Raw genomic sequence first — 17979 nt, 5'->3', positions numbered from 1 at the left:
GCTCGAGTGGGCGGATCGCGAAGGCCTCGACGCCGACTGACTTCCCCGCATTTAGTCCTCTAAATGCGGGCCGGGTGGGGTCGAGTGAGGGTTGCGAAAGCCACTTTCGCAACGTTGAAGGTTGCGAAAGTGGCTTTCGCAACGTCTCCGGGTGCCTTAGGGAATGCCGCCGAGCAGATCAGCGGTCAGGACGGTGCGCGAAGGCAGGCCCAATTTCCGGAGCGCCCGTCCGACGTGGATCTCGACCGTCCTCGGTGACAGGAAGAGCCGCTCACCGATCTCCCGGTTCGTGAGATTCTGGGCGGCGAGCCTGGCGACTTCGAGCTCCCTCGGCGACAACGCTTCGCCGTATCCTTTGCGGCCCCGCCGAGGCATCTCGGGATCACATCGCCGCAACGACCGGCGGCAGCGGAGCGCGTCCACCGCGGCCCCGAGACTCGCGTACGTCGTCTCCGCGGTGGTGAAGGAAGCGACGGCGCGCTCCCGCGCTCCCACTTCGGAGAAGCAACCGGCCGCGAGTTCGTCGGCGTAGGCGGCGAAATACGGGAGCGGCAGCGCGCTGTATGCCTGTGCGGCACCGAGCAGCAGCTCCGCGGCGGGAAGCGTTTCGCCACGCGCCTGGGTGAGCATGCCCCGGCACAACAGCGCCGACGCGTTCGCGACCGGGGCGTCCTTGCCGTCGATGCCCTGCCGGTACTCCGCCAGGAGTTCCCGCGCCTCGACGTGCTGCCCCAGCCCGAGCATGGTGCGCACGGCGAACGGCATCAGCTCGGCCGCCCAGACCCAGTTGTTCTTGCGGCGCACGGTTTCCAGGCCGAACTCGGCGAGGCGCCTCGCCGCCTGCAGGTCCTTGCCCGCCTGATGGACCGCCACGCGGCCCGCGTACGCCGAAGCCTGTACCGGGACGCTGCCCGCGGAAAGCGCGAACGCCGCGTCGAAACTGCGCAGCGCCGCCGTCGGCCGGTGCTGTCCGTACTCGTACCAGCCGAGCACGAGTAACGGCTCGGCCGCCAGTGACCCGTCCTTGTCGACCCGCGTCAGCATCGCCCGCGCCTTCTCCGCGACGCTCGCCCACTCCCCCATCGCCAGGTCCAGTCGCAGTTCCGTGCCGTCGGCCAGCGCGTCGAGATAGGGCTGATGGTCGTCACGGATCAGCCGCCGCGCCGTCGTGAGATAGGCGCGCGCCACCGGGTAGTGCCCGTTCCACGCCACCGCGTCGGCCAGGTTGATGTAGGTGCGGGCCACCTGGCGGCAGACCTCGGCCGACTCCGGGGCGCGTGGCAGATCGGCGACCTCGTCCCATACCTCCGGATCGGCGATCTGCATCCGCGCCGAAAGCCGGTTCGCGGCGATCGCGGCGAGCAGCCCGGCGTCGTGTTCCCCCTTGCTGACCTGTTCGGCCTCGTCGAGCCAGCGGAGGTTCTCCTCCACCGGGACGGTGCCGATATGCGGGAGCGCCAAGGTGACCAGTCCCCTGGCGAGCAGCGCCTGCCGTCTGCCGAGGTCGGCCGCGCCGAGTTCGATCTCCAGCCTGCCCGCTTCGACCTTGCCCACCTGATTGATCAGCACCTGCCCGAGGTGGACGCGGATCTCACCCCGCGCGGCCTTGCTCAGCGGCCATTCGCGCAGGATCTCCCGCAGCAGCCGGACCGTGCCGGCGTGCGCGATACTGCGCGGCAGCTCCCTGCCGAGCCGGACGGCGAACGATTCGCGCGCGGTACGCGGCAGATCCGTGTCCCGCAAGGCCGCTTCGAGCAGACGGCTCGCTTCCTCGGTCCGCCCGTCTTGGATGGCGTTGTCGACCGCGACGCCCGTCCACTGTGTCCACGCGGCGATGTCACCCGCCAGCCGCGCGTGCCGGGCGACGAGCGACGCGAAGGGTTCGGCGCCCGCGGAGAGCCGGGCGGCGGCGCGTCCGTGCATCGCGCACCGCTGAGGTCCGGGAAGCAACGCGTAGACCGCTTCGGCGATCAGCGGACTCCACGAGACATAGCGGCCGCGGCCGAGATCCCGCAGCAGTCCCACCTCCACCGCTTCGGTGATCGCACCGGAAGTGTCCCCTGGCGACGGGGCCGCCACCGCGGCCAGATCCGGTTGTCCCGCGGGCGATCCCAGTACCGCGGCCGCGCGGACGACGTCCTGGGCGGCCGGGCCGATCGCCGTCATCAGACCGGAAACCCGGCTCCGCACGGTAGGCGGCACGGTCGCCGAGGCCAGCCTGTCCGCGGAAAGGGATTCGGCCGTGTCACCGACGCTCTGGACCAACGCTGTCAGGTCGACGGCGATCCCGGACGTCCGCCGGTGCGCCGCTTCGGTGAGATCCGGCGCGCAACGGCCGAAGGAAGCGTCCAGCAGCGTCCGCACCTGGACGGCAGTGAACGCCTTGAGCGTGAGATGCGCGGCGGGCTCACGCAACGGCGGGAATCGTCGCGGCCAGCACGACGCCGCACTGACCACCACGCTCAGCGTCGCCGCCGGAGAGGCCGAGAGCCCGTGCAGGAATTCCCACGTGTCGTCGTCGGCGGAGTGGACGTCGTCGAGCACCAGCACCGCCGGACCGCAGCCGGTCAGCACTTCGCGCACGGCGCGGAACTCCTGCTGCCGGACGGTCCCGGCGTCCGCGTTCTCCGGGAACGGCGGCAGCCACGGCGACCATTCGGGGATCAGCCGTCGCAGCACCCCGGTCACCGGGGAGAAACCCGCCGCGTGGGCGGCGGCGATGGCGCTCTTGGCGAGCAGCGCATCGACCAACGGCGCCAGCCGGCAAGGCCGCGAGAAGGAACCACACCGGGCCGACCAGACCACGCGTGACGCGATCGCGGGATGGGCGGCCAGTTCTTCGAGCAGGCGGCTCCGGCCCACACCCGGATCGCCCTCGACGACGGCGACCGACGGCGGGCGCGAGGCGACGCGCACCAGTTCGGCCAGTTCGGTGTCGCGGGCCACGAACACCGGTGCCGCACCGATCGTCGGCATGCTCGGGACCCTACCGATCGGACACCCGCCGAAAGGCGGGAACACGGACAGTGACCGCGAGCCGCGTGCTTTCCCCTGGTCCACACCACCGGAGTCACGGCCTTGCCCTGCCGTTAACTCGATCGGGCGACGCCGACCTGCGGTGACACCGAGACCCGCAGCGGCAATACGGACCCTTAGGTATTGCCGTGAACCTTGCCACGGAACCACCGGAGGGTGAATCTCAGACTGTTCACAGTGCCCCTCCGTCACTTCGCCACAGTGCATACCCCCTGCTCGCGCCGGTCGACCACTCGTACGGGTTGTCGAAGTCCCCACCTATCCCTTACGGGTAACCACCCGCGCGTGCTTCGCGTTCGACCATCCAGTTAGGAGTGTTCCGACGGTGAAGACCTCGTTCAGGCGCGGGCTGGCCACGGCCTGCGCCGGTGTCGCCGCGCTGGTCGCCCTGCAGGCGCCCGCCACCGCGGCACCCGCCATCACGGCGGCCACCACGATCCCGATCAGGATGCAGGCACAGGAGAAGAGCAACTGGTGCTGGGACGCCAGTGGCAACACGATCGCCGCGTGGTGGGGGCATTCCCTCACCCAGACGAAGTTCTGCCAGATCGCGCACAACGAGTCCGGAACGGACTGCGCGAACAACCAGGGCTACCTGAGCGATCAGCAGCGGGTGTTCCGCTGGCTGGGGTTCAGCAACATCGGCACCTACAGTTCGTCCGGCCAGACGCTGAGCTTCGCCTCCATCAAGGGCCAGGTAGACGCGCGGCAGCCGATCGGCACCCGGATCGGCTGGCGCAACGGCGGCGGGCACATGCACGTGCTCTACGGCTACGACAACACGAACGGCGCGACGACGGTGTACTACGGCGACCCGTGGGGCTCGAGCCCCCGTTACAACCAGATGAGCTACAACGCCTACCGGTCCAACAACTCGTTCACCTGGACCCACACCGTCTACGGGATCAAGGACTGAAACCATGAAGCGAACCTTCCTCGGCGCCACGGTCCTCGCGCTCGGCCTGTCGCTGGCACTCGGCGGCCAGGCTTCCGCCGCCGACGGTCCCAGCGGCGCACCCACCGCCGCCGACCTCGCCGCTGTGTCCACAGTGGTCACCAGCGACGCGACCACCCAACGGCTCGCCAAGGCGCAGTTCCCCGGCGCCGCCAAAGCGGACACGGCGATCGCGGCCAAGACCGCCAAGGCCGATCCGCGGACACCGGTGGCGGTCTACCAGCCGACCGCGGCCTTCATCGCCGGTACCTCCTCCGTCCCGGCCGAACTCGCCTACGTCGCCACGCCCGCCACCCTGGGCAACGGCGACGCCGCCACCGTGTGGTCGCAGCGCGAGGGCGCGGGCTGGTCGGTCTACAACGTCGCCTCGGGTGACGTCGAAAAGCGCCTCGCGGCGCAGGTCGGCAAGGGCTATCTCCTGAGCGAACCTCAGGCGGGCGCCTGGTACGCCGTCGACGGGGACACCGTGACCGTCCTCGACGGCTCGTCGGTGGCGAAGACCGGCGAGAAGATGACACTCGCCGCCTACCGCGAAGCCCTGCAGAGCCGCTACGGCGACAAGCTGCCCGGCTCGACCTACGACCGCACCGGTGCCGCCGGCGGTTACGGTTCCGCCCCGGTCGGCGACACCGAGGTGCCGTGGTGGCCGTACGCGCTCGGCGCGGTCTTCCTCGCCGCCGCGGGCGCTGCCGTCACTCTGCGGCTCCGCAAGCAGTAAGCGCCAAGCGCGCCTAAAGCCTCGTGAGTGGTAAGGACGGTTCTAACCGTCCTTACCACTCACGAGGCTTGACCGGCTAGGCGAACGTGTAGTCCTCGACGGGGAAGCTCTGTGCCTCCTTGATGGCGTTCAGCGTGGAGGACGGGCGGAGCAGGGTCGCTTCGCCGTGCGGGTTGAAGTAGTAGCTGTTCGCCGGGGCGCAGTTCCCGAGGGTGAAGATCGAGTCGCCGAGGCGTTCGGTCATCCGGTCGAGGAACGCGTCGTTGGCCTCCTGCGTCACCTCGAACTCGGTCGCGCCGCGCCGCCGCATGGCGCCGAAGAGCCGGTCCATATGCCGCATCTGTGTCTCGATGGTGGTGAAATAGGACAGTCCCGAGTAGGAATACGGGCTGTTGAGCGAGATGAAGTTCGGGAACTTCGGGATCGCCACGCCCTCGTAAGCCTGGAAACGGTTCTCCCGCCACCACTTCCCGAGGTTCCGGCCGTCGCGACCGATGATCTCGATCGCCGGGAAGTTCGCCTCCCACAGGTCGAATCCGGTCGCCAGTACCAGGACGTCGATGTCGCGCCGCCCGCCGTCGGCGGTTTCGATCCCGGTTTCGTCGATCTTCGCGATCGAAGTCGTCTCCAGGTGCACATGGCCCTTGGTGAAGGCCGGGTAGTACTCGTTGGAGAACGTCGGGCGCTTGCAGCCGAACGAATAGCGCGGCGTCAGTTCCGCGCGCAGCCGCGGATCCCGCACCTGACGGCGCAGATGCGCCTGGCACCACAGCTTGCCGAGCCGGTTCGCCATCGGCAGCTGCTTGTAGTGCAGGACTCCGGAGACCATCATCAGTTCCAGCAGCACGGTCCCGGTCAGCCGGGCGGCCCGCTGGGTGAACGGCACCGCGGCGAACGCGCGCCGGACCGCCTTGGGCACCGGGAAATCCAGTTTGGGGCTCACCCAGATCGGCGTCCGCTGGTACACGGTGAGCTCTCGCGCGATCTTCGCGATCTCGGGGATCAGCTGGACCGCGGTCGCGCCGGTGCCGATGACCGCGATCCGCTTGCCCGCGAGGTCGTAGTCGTCGTCCCAGGCGGTGGTGTGGATGATCTTGCCGCCGAACGTGCCGATCCCGGCGATATCGGGTTTCTTCGGCTGGGAAAGGAATCCCGTCGCGGTGAGGAGGTATTTGGCGGTGACCGGCGTCCCCTCGGCGAGCGAGACCGTCCAGTGCGCGTTCGCCTCGTCCCAGACCGCGCCGGTGACCACCGAGCCGAACCGCATGTAGCGCCTCAGCCGGTACTTGTCCGCGACGTGCTCGGCGTACCGCTTCAGTTCCGCGCCCGGCGCGAAGAGCCTCGACCAGTGCGGGTTCGGCTCGAACGAATAGGAGTAGGTGGCCGACGGGATGTCGACGGCCAGCCCGGGATAGCGGTTCACGTGCCAGGTGCCGCCGAGGCCGGATTCGCGTTCGAGGATGAGCAGGTTGTCGTAGCCGAGCCGGTTGAGCTGGATCGCCGCGCCCATCCCGCCGAAACCGGCCCCGACGACGACGGCGTCGTACTGCGCGTTCATGTGTTTTCCTCCCGGTGGGTGTCCTGGTCCAGGCGGGCGCGGTAGCCGTCCCGCTCCGGTGAGTCGGGGCGCAGCGCGCGGTCGTCGCGGACCAGCCGGCGGAACGCGTTGAGCGCCGGTTCGGGGGTCACGGCCGCGAGTGTGGCGAGCGCGCCGACGTAACCGGGCACGGCGATCTCCGCCGCACGGGTGCGGACGGAAGCCACGACGGCGTCGGCGATCCGGCCCGGTTTCACCTTGGGGATCGGCCGCATGTCGAGCCCCGAGGCCAGCGCGGTGTCGACCGCCGACGGCAGCACGGCGGAGACGCTCACGCCGTGCGGCGCGTACTCCAGCCGGGTCGCCGCGGTCAGCCCGACGACGGCGAACTTGCTGGCGTTGTAGATCGCCAGCCCCTTGACGGGGAACTTCCCCGCCAGCGACGCGACGTTGACGATGTGGCCGCGCCCGCGTTCCAGCATGCCGGGCAGGGCCAGGCGCATGCCATGGACGACGCCGAAGACGTTGACCTCCATGGTCGCCCGGTTCAGCGCGTCGGAGAGGTCGAGGAAACCGCCGTTCGGCATGATCCCGGCGTTGTTGACGAGCACCGCGAGCGGCCCGTTCGCCTGTTCGGCGTCAGCGAGGAAAGCGGCGAACGAGGCCGGATCGGCGACGTCCAGGAGGTGCGCGGTCCCACCGACGTCGGCGGCGGTCCGCTTCGCGGCTTCGAGGTCGAGATCGCCGATGGACACGCGCGCGCCGAGCGCGGCCATGCGTTCCGCGGTCGCGCGGCCGATCCCCTGCCCCGCGCCGGTGATCGCCACGTGCGCGCCGTCGAGGTCGAGCTCCGGGTACTTGCTCATGCGCGCACTCCCTCTCGTTCGAAGGCGTCGGCGACCAGGCCCGGCGCCTCCTCGACGCCGTGGCCAGCACGTGGTCGCGCCGCCGTCCGTCCATGAAGTTGGCGCCCATGGCGGCGAGATCGGCGGGCCCCGGTTCGACCCGGACCACCCGGATGCCTTCCGCGCGCAGCCGCCGTACCTCGTCGTCGACACGCCTGGTCATCGCCGTCCGCAGCAGGCGTTCCAGCCGGGCGACACCGCGCGCCGGCGCACCGCCTTCGCTGCTCATCGGCGCGATGAGCACGACCTCGCCGACGTCGTGGCCGAGCAGGAAGTCGGCCGACGTCGGGGAAACCGTGCCGCCGTCCAGTAGCGGCCGTCCGTCCACAACGGACGGTGGGAACCAGCCCGGGATGGCCCAGGACGCGGCGATCGCCTCGCCGAGACGCGCGGGGGGTGCCCCCGGGGAGCCGAGCGCGACCCGCTTCCCCGCCGGATCCGCGGCCATCAGCCAGGTCGCCGGATGCGGGACCCAGCCGCCGGGCGCCAGCGCGTCACCGAGGTCTCGCAGCCAGCCTGCGTCCCCCCTGCCCCGGGGCAGAAGACCCGCGAGACCGGCGAGCGGGTCGACCTCCCGGCGCAACGCGGCCCGGACCAATCCGGCCGACGGCCAGCGCGGAATCGGCACCGGGGGAAGCCTGCCCGGCATCCGGCGGACGTGTGCGGCGACGACGGTGTCACCGCCGGGCGCGCCCGCCACCGCGTCGCGGATCGCCTTCGCCGGGATGCCCGCACCGAGCATGGCCACCGCCTCGGCCCCCGCCGAGGTCCCGACCAGGACGTCCGCTTCGCGGGGATCCCAGCCGAGCGCGTCGAGGACCACGGCGGTCCAGGCGAACCCCAGGGTCCCGCCGCAGCCGAGCACCAGTGCCCTTGCGGAATGACGTGTCATTTCCGGAACGGTATGTCATTTGAACGCGGTGGGCAATAAGCTGGCGGAATGACGACGGAGACCCCGGTCAGCAGGGCCGCACGGAAGAAGCAGGAACTACGGCGCGAGATCGTGGAGACCGCGTTCGACTGCTTCGCCGAACGCGGCTACCACGCGACGGGGATCGCCGACATCGCCGCCCGGCTGGGCATCGGGCACGGCACCTTCTACCGGTACTTCCAGAACAAGCGCGACATCGTCGACCACGTCATCACGGATCTGGTCGAGAAGGTGGTCGGCGCGCTGGCCGCGGACAACGCGCCGGACGCGGTCAGCAGCCTCGCCGAGTACCGCAGGCAGAGCGCGCGGATCGGCGACGCGCTCGCCCGGATCTTCGGCAGCGACCCGCGGATGGCCCGGTTCCTCCTGCTCGAAGCGGCGGGCATCGACGCCGAGATGCGGGAACGGGTGCTGGACTTCTACGAGACCGCCGCCGAACTGACCGCCGGCTACCTGCATCACGGCGTCCGCCTCGGCTACCTGCACGAAGATCTGGACGTCGACTCCACCGCCCGCGCGATCAACGGCATGATCCTCGCGTCGATCCTGTCCGAACTGCGCGACCCGTCACCGGAGCGGCAGGCCGCGATGAGCCGGGCGGTCCGGCGGGTCATGTACGACGGGATCGCGGCGGTGCCCCGCTGAGGCGACCGGCCGCCCAGTCAAGACGCGCCGGCGAGCGGGGGCCGGGCCCACCGGCGGTCAGGATTCATGGAACAGGGTCCGGGCACGCGGGGCTAGCGGCGAAAACGCACAGTCGCACCGACGAAAACGAACTTCAAGGTCTCCGCAGGGTGCTGCTCGGCGATTCACCGAAGGCCGCGCGGTACTGCGCGCTGAACCGGCTGCCGTCCAGGAATCCCCATTTCGCCGCGACCCCGGTGACCGTCGTGCCATCTCCGGGTCCGGCGGCGCGGAGTTCCGCTCGCGCCTGGTCCAGCCGGACCCGGCGCAGATACGCCATGGGGGTCGTGTCCAGATGCCGCCGGAACGCCAGCTGCAGGGCGCGTACCGAGACCCGGCAGGCGCGGGCGACGTCGGCGACACCGAGGTCGAGGTCCGGATTCGTCTCCAAGAAGACGATCCCTCGGCGCACCGTGGCCGGGACGGAATCCCGCCGGTCGCACGGGCGGCCTTCACCCGCGCCCGTGGTGAAGGTGTCGAAGGCCATGGCCGCCATCAGCCGTCCCGCCGCGCCGAGCACCAGCGGCCCGCTCTCGGCACCCGGTTCGGCGAACAGCCCGGCCAGGTATTCGACCGTCTGGCGCCATCGTCGGGCCTTCTCCGGGCTCACCGGCTCGTAACTCAGCCGCTCGACGACGGCGCCGTCCTGAGCCGGGTCGGCCCCGGTGAACAACGCCAGGTCGACGCCGGTGACCTGCAGCCGCGTACCGTGCATACGCGTCCGATAGTCGTGACCGGGATGCGGGCCGGCGAACACGTCCCCGGGGCCGAGCCTCCGGTCGTTGATGCCGTCGTCGATCTCGATTTCACCGTCCAGCACCCGCAGCAACACCATCCTGTCGAGTGGCTGGACGGCGACCTCCGTGGTCAGCGTGTTGTGCAGGAAATCGATGTGCACGTCCCCGAGATCACAGCGGTTGTGCTCGAATCGGTAGTTTTCGACGCTGCCCCGGACGCGCAACCGGTTGTCGCGGTACGCCTCGGCGATCAGGGCACACGCCTGCTCCGGATCGGTGGTCGCGAATTCCGTCAGTACCGGTTCGTGCATGGGACCACGTCTTCTTTCCGTTCGCCCGCAACGAAAAGTCCGCCGTCCCGAACGCTACCGCCACTCGGCGGGCACTACCAGGAGCGCATCGGCGTCATCCGGCTGGTCGGAACGGACCATTCGCGCGATCGAGGATCGCCCTTGCCCGCGCTTCGACCGGCTTGTCGACCAGCTCGCCGCCGGCCACGGCCACTGAGCCGTCCCCGGCGTGCGCGAGCACGTCCCGCGCCCACTCGATCTCACTGGCCGACGGGGCCAGCCCGCGGTTCGTGGCGGCGACTTGGCGCGGATGCACGCAGAGTTTCCCGGTGAACCCGAGGGTCTTGGCGTGGCCGATGTCCGCCGCGAGCGTGGCCTCGTCGTCGAGTGCCGTGGTGACACCGTCGATCGGGGGCGCCTTGCCCGTGGCCGCCGCGGCGACGACGAGCGTGGACCGCGCGTACCGCAACGCCTCGTGCGACCGGTGGTCGACCCCGAGCTGCGCGGCCAGGTCGACGCTGCCGAAGGCGGGCCGCACCACCGCGTCCGCGCCGCAGACCTCCACCGCGCCCGCGATCCCGGCCGCCGTCTCCACCAGCGGGAGGATCGGGACACCCGGCAGCCGCCCGGCGAGAGAATCGATCTCCGCACGGTTCTCGGCTTTGGGCAGCATCACCGCGAGCGCGCGTCCGGCACTCGCGACATCCTCGTGGTACCAAGCGGTTCCGGCGGCGTTGAGCCGGACGACCGCCTGACGGCCTTCCGCCAGCCACGCCCGGACATGCTCGCGGGCGGCCTCCTTCCGGTCGGGCGCGACGGCGTCCTCCAGGTCGAGGATCACGACGTCGGCACCACTGGCCGCGGCCTTGGCGAAGCGATCCGGCCGGTGTCCAGGCACGAACAGGAAGGTCTTCGCGGCGGTCAAGAGTTCGTTCATCGGCCGAGGCTCCGCATCGTTCCGGTCGCCGTCCGCCGTCCGTAGCGATCACGCACGGCGGTGCCGGTCTCATCCGCTCGCACGATCATGCCCTGATGGTCGAACAAGGGCGCGATGAGCCGGTAGTCGAAGACCAGCCTCCCCCTGCTTCCCAGCCGCCGCGCGGCTTCGGCCATCGCGAGCGCCTGCAACGGGCCGTGGGTGAGCAGCCCCGGATAGCCCTCGACGTCGCGGGCGTAGTCGCGGTCGTAATGGATGCGGTGCGCGTTGTAGGTCAGTGCCGAGAAACGGAACAACAGCGTCGGCGAGACGTCGATCGCCCATTCGTCCTCGGCGGCCGGCACCTCCGGCTGCTCGACGGGGACGTCTGCCCGCCCGTCAGCGGCATCGCGGTAGACGATGTCCTGCTCCTCCTCCACCACGACCTCCCCACCCTGGACGATCTTGTGGCCGGTCACGACGAAGGTCAGCCGGCCGGTGCGGCCCTGTTTCTCCTGGGTGGAAAGCACTTCCGTATGCCGCTCGGCGGGAAGGCCGCACCGCAGCGGGCCGAGTGTCCGCACCCGTCCGCCCGCCCACATCCGGCGGCGCCCGGGCTCAGTGCCACGGACCGGATGCCCGTCCGGCCCCAGATCGGCCTGCGCGGGCCGGTCCAGCAGGTAGAACCAGTGCCACAGCAGGGGCAGGCCGTCGCGGTCCAGGTCCGGTAACTCGACGTCGAGCAGCGAAGCCAGCGCCTCCGCCGGACCGGGCTGCAGGATTTCCTTCACGTTCGCACCTCCTGGCGGGCACCGAACTCGGCCCGGATCGACTCGTTGTGCGCCCCCAGGGCGGGCACCGGACCCATCACCGGCTCCCGGCCCACGACCTCGACCGGCGGGAGCAACGCCTCCAGCGTCCCGGCGGGGGTTTCCACCGGGCGCCACCGATTCCTCGCGGTCAGCTGCGGATGGCGGGTGAACTGCTCCGGCGTCCGCAGCCGGGCGTTGGCGATCCCGGCGCGCTCCAGCAGGTCTCCGACCTCGTCCGCGGTCAGGCCGCTGAAGGCCTCCTCCAGGATCGCGGTGAGTTCGCCGTCGTTGCCGACACGGTCGTCGTTGGTCCGGAAGCGCGGATCTCGGACCAGTGCCTTCTGTCCCAGCACGTCCCGGCACAGCACGATCCACTCCCGTTCACTTTGGACACTCAGGAACACCCTGTCGTCACCGGTGCGATACGGGCCGTACGGCGAGATCGACGGATGGGCCGCCGCCGTGCGCCGCGGCGGTTCCTGGCCGTAGCGGGAGAAATAGGCGGGCTGGCTCATCCATTCGCCGAGCGAATCGATCATCGCGACGTGCAGGCTCGCTCCCTCGCCGGTGCGCTCGCGGTCGTACAGCGCGGTGAGGACTCCACTGTAGGCGTACATCCCGGTGGCGATGTCGGCGATCGAGATCCCCGCCTTGGCCGGTGTCTCCGGGGTTCCGGTGGACATCACGAGCCCGGTTTCGCACTGCACCAGCAGATCGTAGGCCTTCTTCGTCCGATATGGACCTTCCGGGCCGTAGCCCGAGATCGAACAGTGGATCAGTTCCGGACGTTCCGCGCGCAGCGTCCCGGCGTCGAGTCCGAGCCGCTCCACCGCGCCGGGCGCGAGGTTCTGCAGGAACACGTCCGCCTTGCCGATCATCGCGCCGAGCAGCGTCCGGTCCGCCGGATCCTTGATGTCGAGTTCGATGCTTTCCTTGCCCCGGTTGAGCCAGACGAAGTAGCTCGACTGCCCGTGCACGGTCCGGTCGTAGTCGCGGGCGAAGTCGCCGGCTCCGCGGCGTTCGATCTTGATGACGCGGGCACCGAGGTCGGCGAGCTGGCGGGAGGCGAACGGAGCGGCGACGGCCTGCTCCAGCGCGACGACGGTGATTCCCTCGAGTGGTGGGCGCATACTGCCTTCCTCGGTGTTCAGGACGGGATGCGGTGCCGTTCGATCAGCTGGCGGGCGATCACGCCGCGCTGGATCTCGTTGGTGCCCTCGCCGACGATCATCAGTGGCGCATCACGGAAGTACCGCTCGACGTCGAACTCGGTCGAGTAGCCGTAGCCGCCGTGGATGCGGACCGCGTCGAGCGCGATCTCCATCGCGGCCTCGGACGCGAACAGTTTCGCCATCCCCGCTTCCATGTCCGCGCGTTCGCCCGAGTCGTAGCGTCGCGCCGCGTGGTGCACCAGCTGACGGGCGGCCTCGAGTTTGGTCGCCATGTCCGCGAGGTGGTTTCCGATCGACTGGTGCTGCCAGATCGGCTTGCCGAAGCTCTCGCGTTCCTGGGCGTAGCGCAGGGAATCCTCCAGCGCCGCCCGTCCGACGCCGAGGGCCCGGCAGGCGACCTGGATCCGGCCGATCTCCAGGCCCCGCATCATCTGGGCGAATCCGCGTCCCTCGACCCCGCCGAGCAGGGCCGTGACCGGAGCGCGGAAGCCGTCGAAGGAGAGCTCGCAGCTTTCGACACCCTTGTAACCGAGCTTGGGCAGATCCCGCGAGACCTCGAAACCCGGGCCCTTCTCCACCAGCAGGATGGAGATCCCCTGGTGCGCGGGTTCGGCGGCGGGGTCGGTCTTGCACAGCAACGCGACCAGCTGGGACCGGCGCGCGTTGGTGATCCAGGTCTTGCTGCCGTCGACCACGTACTCGTCGCCCTCGCGGCGTGCCGTGGTGCGGAGTGCCTGCAGATCCGAGCCGCCGCCGGGTTCGGTCAGCGCCATCGTCGCGCGGATCTCACCGGTCGCCATCTTCGGCAGATAGGCGTCCTTCTGCTCCTGAGTGCCATACGTGGCAAGGAGTTTCGCGACGACGGTATGGCCGCCCATCGCACCGGCGAGGCTCATCCAGCCGCGCGCGAGCTCCTCCGTCACCAACGCGTAGCACTGGGCGGAGACCTGGGTCTCGCCCCAAGGCTCGGGCACGGCCAGCCCGAAGACACCCATCGCCTTCATCTGGTCGACGAGCTTCTCGGGATAGGTGTCCGTGTGGTCGAGCTCCCGCGCGACGGGCCGGACCTCGCGATCCACGAACCCGGCCACGAGCGCGACGATCTCGGTCTCTTCCTCGGTCATGTGGTTATCATGAGTGATGATGAGACGGTATGTGAAATACCGAATCATGATGCCCGTATACCGGACCGCGATGAGCAGGGGCGACGGTGGATTTCAAGCAGCTCAAGGCGTTGGTGACGGTCGCCGAGGTCGGCAGCGTGACCCGCGCGGCCGAGCTGCTGCACCTGGTCCAGCCCGCCGTCACCCGGCAGATCCGCACCCTGGAGCAGGAACTCGGGGTGCCGTTGTTCGAGCGGACCCGCCACGGGATGCGCCCGACCGAGGCGGGCGCGACGCTCGTCGAACGTGCCCGGCGGGCACTCACCGAACTCGACCGGGCCCGTGCCGAGCTGGCCCCGAAACCCGGGGTGGTCACCGGCATCGTCACGGTCGGCCTGCTGGAGAGCGCCGCCGAACGGCTCGCCGCGCCCCTGACCACTGAGGTGCTCCGCGAGCATCCGGGGATCGAACTGCGGCTGCTCACGGCGTACTCCGGACATCTCCAGCGGTGGATCGACGACGGCGACGTCGACCTGAGCCTGCTCTACAACCTGACCAGCACACCGTCGCTCAACGTCCGTCCGCTCGTGCGTGAACGGCTGTGGGCGGTCGCTCCCCCGTCGGCAGGGCTCGATCCCGCACGGCCCGTCCCGTTCGCCGAAGTGGCCGCGCATCCGCTGGTCATGCCTTCCGAGGGGCACGCGCTGCGCACGCTCATCGACGGCGCGGCCCGCGAGGCGGGCGCCGAGGCGGACGTCACCGTGCAAACCAACTCCATGACCCTGCAGAAACGCCTCGTCCTCGGCGGGCACGGCTGGACGATCCTGCCCGGCATCGGGATCGCGGCGGACGTCGCGGACGGCACGCTGAGCGCGGCTCCGGTCTGTGAACCGGAGGTTTGGCGCACCGTCGTCCTCGGTACGCCCAGGACGGGGCGCGTCACGCCCGCCGTCGACGCCGTCGCGCGGGCACTGGTCGGACAGATCCACCGGACCGTTCGGGAGGGCGAATGGCCCTCGGCGCGGCTCTGGGAAGAGCGAACAGGAGAAGAATGAGCACGCTCACCGGTAACGCCGTCGCCGCCGACGGGGCCCGGCTGGCCTACCAGTGGCACGGCACGGGCAGGCCGCTCGTGCTGCTGGCCGGGCAGGCGAACGACCACACCTGGTGGGATCGCGCGCGCGGGGACTTCCCGAGCACGATCACCATGGACTACCGCGGTACAGGTGCGAGCGACGCGCCCGATTCGGCTTATTCCACACCGGGTTTCGCGGACGACGTGATCGCGGTGCTCGACGAACTCGGCGTCGGTGAAGCCGATGTCTACGGCACCTCGATGGGTGGCCGGGTCGCCCAGTGGGTCGCCGCGCGGTATCCCGGTCGGGTGCGGCGGCTCGTGCTCGGCTGCACCTCGCCGGGTGGCGCGCACGGCGTCGAGCGATCGAACGATGTGCGGCTGGCCCTGGCGCGGCGGTCTTCCGTGGAAGCACGGGAGACGCTGGAGAACCTGATGTACACCCCCGCCTGGCGAGCGGCCAACCCCGGTCCGTACCGGGTGCTGGGCGCGCGCGGTATGCCGCCGCACGCGGTGCGCGGGCATCTCGTCGCGAGCAACACGCACGACGCCTGGGACGTGCTGCCGGAGATCGCCGCGCCCACCCTGGTCCTGCACGGTGACGACGATCTGCTCGCCCCCGTGGCGAACGCGCCGCTGTTGACGGATCGGATTCCCGACGCGCGCATGCATCTCTTCGCCGGGGCGCGCCATGCCTACTTCGACGAGTGCCGTCCCGAATCGAGCGAGCTGGTGAGCGACTTCCTCGGGTAGACCATGCCGGCCGGGTATGTGCCCATCGCGGATTTCTATTTCTCAACCGCGGGGATCACAGCTCATGATGGTCGGCGTTCCCGGAGCGAAGGAGCTTCCCTTGCCGCACAAGAAATCCGGCGTCGTCGCGAACGTGGTCCGCGGCTGCCTCGGCAACCTGGTCGAGTGGTACGACTGGTTCGTCTACGCCTCGTTCAGCATCTACTTCGCGGCCAGCTTCTTCCCCGAGGGAAACCTGACGGCACAATTGCTTTCGACCGCCGTCGTGTTCGCCGCCGGCTTCCTGATGCGCCCGCTCGGTGGCTGGCTGCTGGGCCTCTACGCGGACAAGTTCGGCCGCCGGTCCGCGCTGACCCTGTCCGTGACGCTGATGAGCTTCGGCTCGCTGGCCATCGCCCTCACCCCGGGCTACGCGTCGATCGGCATCCTCGCGCCCGTGATCCTCGTGGTCGCCAGGCTCGCGCAAGGTCTCTCGGTGGGCGGTGAGTTCGGTTCGAGCGCGACCTACCTGTCCGAGATCGCCACTCCGGGGCGACGCGGATTCTATTCGAGCTTCCAGTACGTCTCGATCACCGTCGGGCAGCTTTCGGCCCTGCTGGTGATGATCGTGATGCAGTCGCTGCTCACCGAAGCGCAGATGTACGCGTGGGGCTGGCGGATCCCGTTCGTGCTCGGGGCCGTCGCCGGACTCGTGGTGATGTACCTCCGCCGCAGCATGGTGGAATCGGAGCATTTCCAGCGCTCCTCGGCCGCCGGCTCACCTTCCCGTGGCGGCCTGCGGGTCCTGCTGCGTGAACACCGTCGCCAGGTTCTCGCCGTCCTCGGGCTCGCCATCGGCGGCACGGTGGCGTTCTACACCTTCACCAGCTATCTGCAGAAGTACATGGTGAACACGGCGGGGATCCCGAAGCCGACCGCTTCGCTCATCGGTTTCGCCGCCCTGTTCCTGTTCATTTTCATGCAGCCCGCCGCCGGCGCCCTTTCCGACCGCTGGGGGCGGCGGCCGGTCATGTTCGGCTTCTCCGTCGGCGGCATGCTGCTGACCGTGCCGATCATGACGCTCGTGGGCAGGACGGGGAATCCGTGGGTGGCCTTCCTGCTCATGCTCACCGCCATGATCTTCCTCAGCGGCTACACCGCCTTGTCGGCCATCATCAAGGCGGAAATGTTCCCCACCAACGTCCGTGCTCTCGGTGTGGGCTTGCCGCACGCGCTGGCGACCGCCGTCTTCGGTGGGCTCTCGGAACCGATCGCGCTGGCCTTGAAGCAGGCAGGGCACGAGAGCGTGTTCTTCTGGTGGGTCACCGGTTGCATCGCGCTGACCTTCGTGGCGACTTTGGTGGTGCGGGAGCCGTCGCGTGACTCTTCGCTGGAGATCGGTGCGGTGACTGTTCGGGATTCTGTTGTGAGGTAGGTCTTGTGGGGCTTGTCGTCGCTGTCGAGGCGGGGCCTTCTTCCGCTGTCACGCGTTGCGCGGGCACCTCGCTGGTGAGTATCGCTGTCTTCCGATCTCGCCGTGGCCGAATTTCGACGACGGGTAGGTGCCGCGTTTCCTCGGCTGGGTCGTCGGATGGTTGCGGCGGGGGGTACCACCACGGCGGTGCGGGCGTTGCCGAATCTCGGCAACTGTTGCTACGGCGACGATTGTACGGAGTCCTGTCCGTGCGCTCAGCCGGCGTCGTATTTCGGCACTGAGCGGGTTCCGTGTTCCGGCAATGGCCGGGCCGCCCCTCAGTCGTGCGATAGCCGTGACAGGCACTGCAACAGGTCGCTGCGAGACACCTCCGCATGGTGCAGCGACCCTGGCTCCGTTGCCGAAATCCGGCAGGTCTGGGTGCCGTGGTCGTTTTCCGGCGACGATCCAGGGTTCGCCTCGGGCGTGTGGCTCGGGCGTGTGGCTCGGGTGGTGGATGTTGGCGTGTGACGGGCGCAGCCACAAGCGCTGCGAGACACCACCGCGTGGCACATCACCTCTGGCCCTGTGGCCGAATTCCGGCGACGGCCCGGACCGACCTCAGGCGCAAGGCTCGGGGCGACGGACATTAGCCGTATGGCGGGCGCAGCCACGAGACACCACCGCATGACACACATCGACCCCGGTACTGTCGCCGAGTTTCGGCAACGAACCCGTACCCGTGCACCATGGCCATTTCCGGTGAGGCCTCGGGTGATAGCCATATGGCGGGCGCGGCCACGGGGCGCCACCGTATGGCACACCGATCTCGGCGCCGTGGCCGAAATCCGGCAACGAAGCCAAACTTGAGGGCCGTCGCCGTTTTCTGGCGACGTTCCAGGGCTTGCCTCAAGCGCGAGTCCAAGGGGTGGCTGACGTCAGCCTTATGCTTGGTTCCGTAG

At 69.6% G+C, this 17979-nt stretch carries 14 protein-coding genes; 6 read left to right on the top strand and 8 right to left on the bottom strand.

Features of this window, described 5'->3' with window-relative positions; genetic code table 11:
• Positions 1-156 precede the first annotated feature (156 nt).
• Positions 157-2976 carry an AAA family ATPase gene (locus ACZ3HL_RS44685; protein WP_465538044.1) on the bottom strand — a complete coding sequence of 940 codons (2820 nt, stop codon included), beginning with the start codon at positions 2974-2976 and terminating at the stop codon, positions 157-159.
• A gap of 385 nt (positions 2977-3361) precedes the next feature.
• Between ACZ3HL_RS44685 and ACZ3HL_RS44680 the strand changes: the two genes are divergently transcribed.
• Positions 3362-3952: a papain-like cysteine protease family protein gene (locus tag ACZ3HL_RS44680; protein WP_465422273.1), complete on the top strand. Its 591-nt coding sequence runs from the start codon at positions 3362-3364 to the stop codon at positions 3950-3952.
• A 4-nt stretch (positions 3953-3956) separates the two neighbouring features.
• Entirely contained in the window at positions 3957-4709 is a 753-nt protein-coding gene (locus tag ACZ3HL_RS44675) for a hypothetical protein (protein ID WP_465538042.1), read from the top strand.
• Between the two features lie 76 nt (positions 4710-4785).
• On the opposite strand, the gene ACZ3HL_RS44670 is transcribed toward ACZ3HL_RS44675, so the two are convergent.
• A complete protein-coding gene (locus ACZ3HL_RS44670; protein ID WP_465538040.1) occupies positions 4786-6267 on the bottom strand; it encodes a flavin-containing monooxygenase in 1482 nt (493 codons plus the stop codon).
• On the bottom strand, positions 6264-7112 hold the full coding sequence (locus tag ACZ3HL_RS44665) for an SDR family oxidoreductase (protein ID WP_465538038.1): 849 nt from the start codon (positions 7110-7112) through the stop codon (positions 6264-6266). The genes ACZ3HL_RS44670 and ACZ3HL_RS44665 overlap by 4 nt, the downstream gene beginning before the upstream one ends.
• Before the next feature lie 979 nt (positions 7113-8091).
• Here ACZ3HL_RS44665 and ACZ3HL_RS44660 point away from each other — a divergent pair.
• On the top strand, positions 8092-8727 hold the full coding sequence (locus ACZ3HL_RS44660) for a TetR/AcrR family transcriptional regulator (RefSeq protein ID WP_465422268.1): 636 nt from the start codon (positions 8092-8094) through the stop codon (positions 8725-8727).
• 133 nt (positions 8728-8860) lie between these two features.
• Here the strand turns inward: ACZ3HL_RS44660 and ACZ3HL_RS44655 are convergent, their stop codons facing one another.
• The 5 genes from ACZ3HL_RS44655 to ACZ3HL_RS44635 form a co-directional block, all read right to left on the bottom strand.
• Complete coding sequence (locus ACZ3HL_RS44655; RefSeq protein WP_465538036.1) at positions 8861-9814, bottom strand: helix-turn-helix transcriptional regulator; 954 nt, start codon at positions 9812-9814, stop codon at positions 8861-8863.
• 94 nt (positions 9815-9908) lie between these two features.
• Positions 9909-10730 (bottom strand): HpcH/HpaI aldolase/citrate lyase family protein, encoded by an 822-nt coding sequence (locus ACZ3HL_RS44650; protein WP_465538034.1) that lies wholly within the window; start codon positions 10728-10730, stop codon positions 9909-9911.
• Complete coding sequence (locus ACZ3HL_RS44645) at positions 10727-11500, bottom strand: HTD2 family dehydratase (RefSeq protein ID WP_465538032.1); 774 nt, start codon at positions 11498-11500, stop codon at positions 10727-10729. Before ACZ3HL_RS44645 ends, ACZ3HL_RS44650 begins: the two co-directional genes overlap by 4 nt.
• Complete coding sequence (locus ACZ3HL_RS44640; RefSeq protein ID WP_465538030.1) at positions 11497-12651, bottom strand: CaiB/BaiF CoA transferase family protein; 1155 nt, start codon at positions 12649-12651, stop codon at positions 11497-11499. The genes ACZ3HL_RS44645 and ACZ3HL_RS44640 overlap by 4 nt, the downstream gene beginning before the upstream one ends.
• A 17-nt stretch (positions 12652-12668) precedes the next feature.
• The gene (locus ACZ3HL_RS44635) at positions 12669-13817 is read right to left on the bottom strand and encodes an acyl-CoA dehydrogenase family protein (RefSeq protein WP_465538028.1); all 1149 of its coding nucleotides are present in this window, start codon (positions 13815-13817) and stop codon (positions 12669-12671) included.
• A gap of 86 nt (positions 13818-13903) precedes the next feature.
• On the opposite strand from ACZ3HL_RS44635, the gene ACZ3HL_RS44630 reads away from it, so the two are divergent.
• From ACZ3HL_RS44630 to ACZ3HL_RS44620, 3 genes are all read left to right on the top strand, one after another.
• Positions 13904-14851 carry a LysR family transcriptional regulator gene (locus ACZ3HL_RS44630; RefSeq protein ID WP_465538027.1) on the top strand — a complete coding sequence of 316 codons (948 nt, stop codon included), beginning with the start codon at positions 13904-13906 and terminating at the stop codon, positions 14849-14851.
• A complete protein-coding gene (locus ACZ3HL_RS44625; RefSeq protein ID WP_465538025.1) occupies positions 14848-15624 on the top strand; it encodes an alpha/beta fold hydrolase in 777 nt (258 codons plus the stop codon). Before ACZ3HL_RS44630 ends, ACZ3HL_RS44625 begins: the two co-directional genes overlap by 4 nt.
• Positions 15625-15688: 64 nt before the next feature.
• Complete coding sequence (locus tag ACZ3HL_RS44620) at positions 15689-17038, top strand: MFS transporter (protein ID WP_465538023.1); 1350 nt, start codon at positions 15689-15691, stop codon at positions 17036-17038.
• Positions 17039-17979 lie beyond the last annotated feature (941 nt).

Source organism: Amycolatopsis sp. NPDC000009 (assembly GCF_055563465.1).
The sequence above is the reverse complement of the archived record's forward strand: the minus strand, read 5'-3'. Positions and strand labels throughout refer to the sequence as shown.

What these genes read in the sequence shown, in the direction of transcription:
- ACZ3HL_RS44685 (WP_465538044.1), bottom strand. Translation starts at nt 2,976, where the DNA reads ATGCCGACGATCGGTGCGGCACCGGTGTTCGTGGCCCGCGACACCGAA.
- ACZ3HL_RS44675 (WP_465538042.1), top strand. Translation starts at nt 3,957, where the DNA reads ATGAAGCGAACCTTCCTCGGCGCCACGGTCCTCGCGCTCGGCCTGTCG.
- ACZ3HL_RS44670 (WP_465538040.1), bottom strand. Translation starts at nt 6,267, where the DNA reads ATGAACGCGCAGTACGACGCCGTCGTCGTCGGGGCCGGTTTCGGCGGG.
- ACZ3HL_RS44665 (WP_465538038.1), bottom strand. Translation starts at nt 7,112, where the DNA reads ATGAGCAAGTACCCGGAGCTCGACCTCGACGGCGCGCACGTGGCGATC.
- ACZ3HL_RS44660 (WP_465422268.1), top strand. Translation starts at nt 8,092, where the DNA reads ATGACGACGGAGACCCCGGTCAGCAGGGCCGCACGGAAGAAGCAGGAA.
- ACZ3HL_RS44655 (WP_465538036.1), bottom strand. Translation starts at nt 9,814, where the DNA reads ATGCACGAACCGGTACTGACGGAATTCGCGACCACCGATCCGGAGCAG.
- ACZ3HL_RS44650 (WP_465538034.1), bottom strand. Translation starts at nt 10,730, where the DNA reads ATGAACGAACTCTTGACCGCCGCGAAGACCTTCCTGTTCGTGCCTGGA.
- ACZ3HL_RS44640 (WP_465538030.1), bottom strand. Translation starts at nt 12,651, where the DNA reads ATGCGCCCACCACTCGAGGGAATCACCGTCGTCGCGCTGGAGCAGGCC.
- ACZ3HL_RS44635 (WP_465538028.1), bottom strand. Translation starts at nt 13,817, where the DNA reads ATGACCGAGGAAGAGACCGAGATCGTCGCGCTCGTGGCCGGGTTCGTG.
- ACZ3HL_RS44625 (WP_465538025.1), top strand. Translation starts at nt 14,848, where the DNA reads ATGAGCACGCTCACCGGTAACGCCGTCGCCGCCGACGGGGCCCGGCTG.
- ACZ3HL_RS44620 (WP_465538023.1), top strand. Translation starts at nt 15,689, where the DNA reads ATGATGGTCGGCGTTCCCGGAGCGAAGGAGCTTCCCTTGCCGCACAAG.